This window comes from Streptomyces sp. AA1529, from assembly GCF_000280905.1.
Lineage (GTDB): Bacteria > Actinomycetota > Actinomycetes > Streptomycetales > Streptomycetaceae > Streptomyces.
Genome location: NZ_ALAP01000044.1, coordinates 1 through 4,934 on the forward strand (window position 1 = coordinate 1; position 4,934 = coordinate 4,934).

Here is a 4,934-nt window from a genome sequence, read left to right on the forward strand (position 1 = left end):
GGCGGCCCTGGACGCCACCTGAGCACCGGCGGTGCCGGAGCCGGCCGGGCGCACGCCGGCGAGTGCCGGGCAGCCTGTCGTGGCGGCGCGCCGCCAGGGCCCGTGCGGAGCCCGGCCGCACTCCGGCCGCTGCCCGCGCCCTCCGGCCCGGGCGGAGGGCGCGGGTAGCCTGCTCCGCCATGGACGCCTCCTCCCCCGCCGGTGATCCCGCCGGTGATCCTGCCGGTGATCCCGCCGGGACTCCCCCCCGGTACTCCGGCCGATGCCGCTCCGGCCTCCGCGGCCGAGGGGCTGCGGTTCGCCTTCGGCACCCTGACCGTGCTGCCGGTGCGGGTCGCCCGCTGGGACCGGCCGGCCGCCCGGGCGGGCATGGTGTGCGCCCCGGTGGTCGGGCTGGTGGTGGGCGGCCTCGCCGCGGCGGCGGGGGCCGCACTGCTGCTGTGCGGCGCCTCCGCGCTGCTGGCCGGGATCGTCGGCACGGCGGTGCCCGCCGTGCTGACCCGGGGACTGCACCTGGACGGGCTGGCCGATGTCGCCGACGGGCTGGGCAGCGGGAAGCCCGCGGACGCGGCGCTGCGGGTGATGAAGCAGTCCGACATCGGACCGTTCGGCGTGGTCACCCTGGTCTTCGTGCTGCTGGCGCAGGTGGCCGCGCTCGCCGAGCTGTACGCGCGGGGGTGGGCCGCCGGGGCGGCCGGTGCGGTGGCCGCCGGCGTCGCCGCCCGCGGCGCGCTGGCCCTCGCCGCCCGCCGGGGCGTACCCGCCGCGCGGCCCGAGGGCCTGGGGGCCGCCGTCGCGGAGACCGTGCCACGGGCGGTGGCGCCGGCCGCGGCGGGCTGCTGCGCCGTGCTGGCGGCCGGAGGCGCCTTGCCGACGGGCGGTACGGCCGCCCTGGCGGCCGCGGCCGCCACGGTGCTGGGGCTGTGCGCCGCCGAACTGCTGCTGCGGCACTGCGTCAGGCGGTTCGGGGGCGTGACCGGGGACGTCTTCGGCGGGGTGGCCGAGGCCGCGGCGAGCTGCACCCTGGTGGTGGCGGTCCTGCTGTGAACACCGGTGCACGCCGCCGGGCGGGCCGGACAGGGGCGGGAGGACCTGCGACGGGAGGAAGAGGGCGGGCATACCATGCCCGGAGCGTCCGAAACCGGAGGCGCTTCGCTCTCCGGAGCCCAGTCCAGGAAGAAGGTCTCTCCCACGTGTCTGCACTGACTCTCAGCACCTCGTCCGCTGCGACGCTGCGCGCGGACGCTGTCGTCATCGGTATCGCCAAGGGCGGCTCCGCCGGCAAGGCGGGCCGGACCGGCGGCTCCGCCCTCGTCCTCGCCCCCGGCGCGGAGGCCGTGGACAAGGCGTACGGCGGCAAGCTGGCCGCGACACTCGAGACGCTCGGCGCCGGCGGCGGCGAGGGCGAGGTCACCAAACTCCCGGCCCCGGCGAGCGGGGTGAAGGCCCCGCTGGTGCTCGCGGTCGGCCTGGGCGACGCCCCCGGCAAGCAGGAGACGTACGGCACCGAGGCGCTGCGCCGGGCGGCGGGGGCCGCGGCGCGCGCGCTGGCGGGCAGCCGGAGGGCCGGGTTCGCACTGCCGCTGGAGGACACCGAGGCGGTGGCCGCGGTCGCCGAGGGCGCGCTGCTGGGCGCCTACTCCTTCACCGCGTACCGCGGCAAGGGCAGCGAGTCCAAGGACGGCAAGGACGCCTCGGCGCCGCTGGCGGAGGTCGCGCTGCTCGGCGGCAAGCCGCGGGACAAGGCGCACAAGGCGGCCGCCGACCGGGCCCTGGTCGTCGCCGAGGAGGTGCACCGCGCCCGTGACCTGATCAACACCCCGGCCAACGGGCTGGACCCCAAGGCGTTCGCCGCCGAGGCCCGCGACGCGGCCAAGGCGCACGGCCTCACCTTCGAGGTGCTGGACGAGAAGGCGCTGACCAAGGGCGGCTACGGCGGCATCCTGGGGGTCGGCAACGGCTCGGCGCAGCCGCCGCGGCTGGTGCGGATCGGCTGGTCGCACCCGAAGGCGAAGACGTCCCTGGCGCTGGTCGGCAAGGGCATCACCTACGACTCGGGCGGCATCTCGCTCAAGCCCGCCGGCCACAACGAGACGATGAAGTGCGACATGAGCGGCGCCGCCGCCGTCTTCGCCGCGGTCGTCGCCGCCGCCCGGCTGGGGCTGCGGGCGAATGTGACCGGGTGGCTGGCCCTCGCGGAGAACATGCCGTCCGGCTCGGCCACCCGTCCGGGTGATGTGCTGACCATGTACAGCGGCAAGACCGTGGAGGTGCTCAACACCGACGCCGAGGGCCGGCTGGTGATGGCGGACGCACTGGCCCGGGCCGGCGAGGAGCGGCCGGACGCGATCGTGGACGTGGCCACCCTGACCGGCGCGATGGTGCTGGCGCTGGGCAACCGGACGTTCGGGATCATGGCGAACGACGACGGGTTCCGCGGCGCGGTGCAGGAGTCCGCGGAGGAGGCCGGCGAGGCCGCCTGGCCGATGCCGCTGCCCGGGTACCTGCGCAAGAGCATGGACTCGCCGGTCGCCGACCTCGCCAACATCGGCGAGCGGATGGGCGGCGGTCTGCTGGCCGGGGTCTTCCTGAAGGAGTTCGTCCCCGAGGACACCCGCTGGGCGCACCTGGACATCGCGGGCCCGGCCTTCAACGAGTCCGGCCCCTTCGGCTACACGCCCAAGGGCGGCACGGGCTCGGCGGTCCGCACGCTGGTCCGGCTCGTGGAGCGCACCGCGGAGAGCGGTCTGGACTGAGCCCCGCGGCGGATGCGGGTCCACCGCCGGCCGCGTACCCGGCGCGGCCCCGCCCGCCCACCGGTGCCGGTGGGCGGGCGGGGCCGCACGGCCCGGGCCCGGTTCTTCGGGGTAGCGGGGGCCCGCGTCCCGGTTTCCGGCAACAGGTGCGAAGATGGATGACCGGCAGGACAGGGCCCCGCACGGCTTGACAGAAGCCGACACGACAAGGGCCGAGCAGACACACAGCGGCCGAACCTCAAGCCGCCCGGTCACAGGAGACCGGCTACGGCGTACCCATGCATGGAGGACGTGACGTGGCGAACGACGCCAGCACCGTTTTCGACCTAGTGATCCTCGGGGGCGGCAGCGGCGGTTATGCCGCCGCCCTTCGCGCCGCGCAGCTCGGTCTCGACGTCGCCTTGATCGAGAAGGACAAGCTGGGCGGTACCTGCCTGCACCGGGGCTGCATCCCGACCAAGGCGCTGCTGCACGCGGGCGAGGTGGCCGACCAGTCCCGCGAGAGCGCCGAGTTCGGGGTCAAGACCTCGTTCGAGGGCATCGACATGGCCGGTGTCCACAAGTACAAGGACGGCGTGATCTCCGGCCTCCACAAGGGCCTGCAGGGGCTGGTCGCCTCCCGCAAGGTCACCTACGTGGAGGGCGCCGGCCACCTCTCCTCGCCGACCTCGGTCGACGTCAACGGCCAGCGCTACGAGGGCCGCCACATCCTGCTGGCGACCGGCTCGGTGCCGAAGTCGCTGCCGGGTCTGACCATCGACCACGAGCGCATCATCAGCTCCGACGACGCGCTGGTCATGGACCGGGTCCCGAAGTCCGCGATCATCCTGGGCGGCGGCGTCATCGGCGTCGAGTTCGCCTCGGTGTGGAAGTCCTTCGGCGCGGACGTCACCGTCGTCGAGGGCCTCAAGCACCTGGTGCCGGCCGAGGACGAGAGCAGCTCCAAGCTCCTGGAGCGGGCCTTCCGCAAGCGCGGCATCAAGTTCAACCTGGGCACCTTCTTCGACAAGGCCGAGTACACCGACGGCGGTGTCAAGGTCACCCTGGCCGACGGCAAGGAGTTCGAGGCCGAGGTGCTGCTGGTCGCCATCGGCCGCGGCCCGGTCTCCGAGGGCCTGGGCTACGAGGAGGCCGGGGTCGCCGTGGACCGCGGTTTCGTGACGGTGGACGAGTACTGCCGCACCGGCGTCCCGACGATCTCCGCCGTCGGCGACCTGATCCCCACCCTGCAGCTGGCGCACGTGGGCTTCGCCGAGGGCATCCTGGTCGCGGAGCGGCTGGCGGGCCTGAACCCGGTTCCGGTCGACTACGCCGGGGTACCGCGGGTGACCTACTGCAACCCGGAGGTGGCCTCGGTCGGCCTGACCGAGGAGCAGGCCAAGGAGCGGTACGGTGCCGACAAGGTCGTCACGCTCAAGTACAACCTCGCGGGCAACGGCAAGAGCAAGATCCTCAAGACGGCAGGCGAGGTGAAGCTCGTCCAGGAGCGCGACGGTGCCGTGGTCGGCGTCCACATGGTCGGTGACCGCATGGGTGAGCAGGTGGCCGAGGCCCAGCTCATCTACAACTGGGAGGCGCTGCCCGCCGAGGTGGCCCAGCTCATCCACGCCCACCCGACGCAGACCGAGGCGCTCGGCGAGGCCCATCTGGCGCTGGCCGGCAAGCCGCTGCACTCCCACGACTGACCGCCGAGTTCGAGTCAGGGCGCGACCCATCCGCACAGTTTTGTAAGGAGCAACAGAAACCATGGCGGTTTCCGTAACCCTGCCGGCGCTCGGCGAGAGCGTGACCGAGGGCACCGTCACCCGATGGCTGAAGGCCGAGGGTGAGCACATCGAGGCCGACGAGCCGCTGCTCGAGGTCTCCACCGACAAGGTCGACACCGAGATCCCGGCGCCCGCGTCCGGGACCATCTCCTCCATCAAGGTCGCCGAGGACGAGACGGTGGAGGTCGGCGCCGAGCTGGCCGTCATCGACGACGGCTCCGGCGCGCCCGCCGCGGCGCCCGCCGCCGCCGAGGAGCCCGCCGCCGCTCCGGCGGCCGAGCCCGAGCAGCCCGCGGCACCGGCCGCCCCGGCCCAGCCCGAGCCCGCCGCCGCTCCCGCCGCCGGTGGCGCGGCGGAGGGCACCGACGTGGTGCTGCCCGCACTGGGCGAGTCCGTCACCGAGGGCACCGTC

General features: G+C 74.5%; 4 protein-coding genes. All 4 read left to right on the forward strand.

The window, feature by feature from the left end:
- The first annotated feature begins 228 nt into the window (after window positions 1-228).
- Window positions 229-1,047, forward strand: a complete 819-nt coding sequence (locus tag A949_RS0113870; RefSeq protein WP_037706362.1) for an adenosylcobinamide-GDP ribazoletransferase — start codon at window positions 229-231, stop codon at window positions 1,045-1,047.
- Between the two features lie 146 nt (window positions 1,048-1,193).
- Complete coding sequence (locus tag A949_RS0113875; RefSeq protein WP_019356619.1) at window positions 1,194-2,756, forward strand: leucyl aminopeptidase; 1,563 nt, start codon at window positions 1,194-1,196, stop codon at window positions 2,754-2,756.
- Between the two features lie 278 nt (window positions 2,757-3,034).
- A complete protein-coding gene (lpdA, locus tag A949_RS0113880) occupies window positions 3,035-4,441 on the forward strand; it encodes a dihydrolipoyl dehydrogenase (RefSeq protein ID WP_078534161.1) in 1,407 nt (468 codons plus the stop codon).
- 61 nt (window positions 4,442-4,502) lie between these two features.
- A partial coding sequence (locus A949_RS33365; RefSeq protein ID WP_037706360.1) for a biotin/lipoyl-containing protein occupies window positions 4,503-4,934 on the forward strand: 432 nt, incomplete at its 3' end.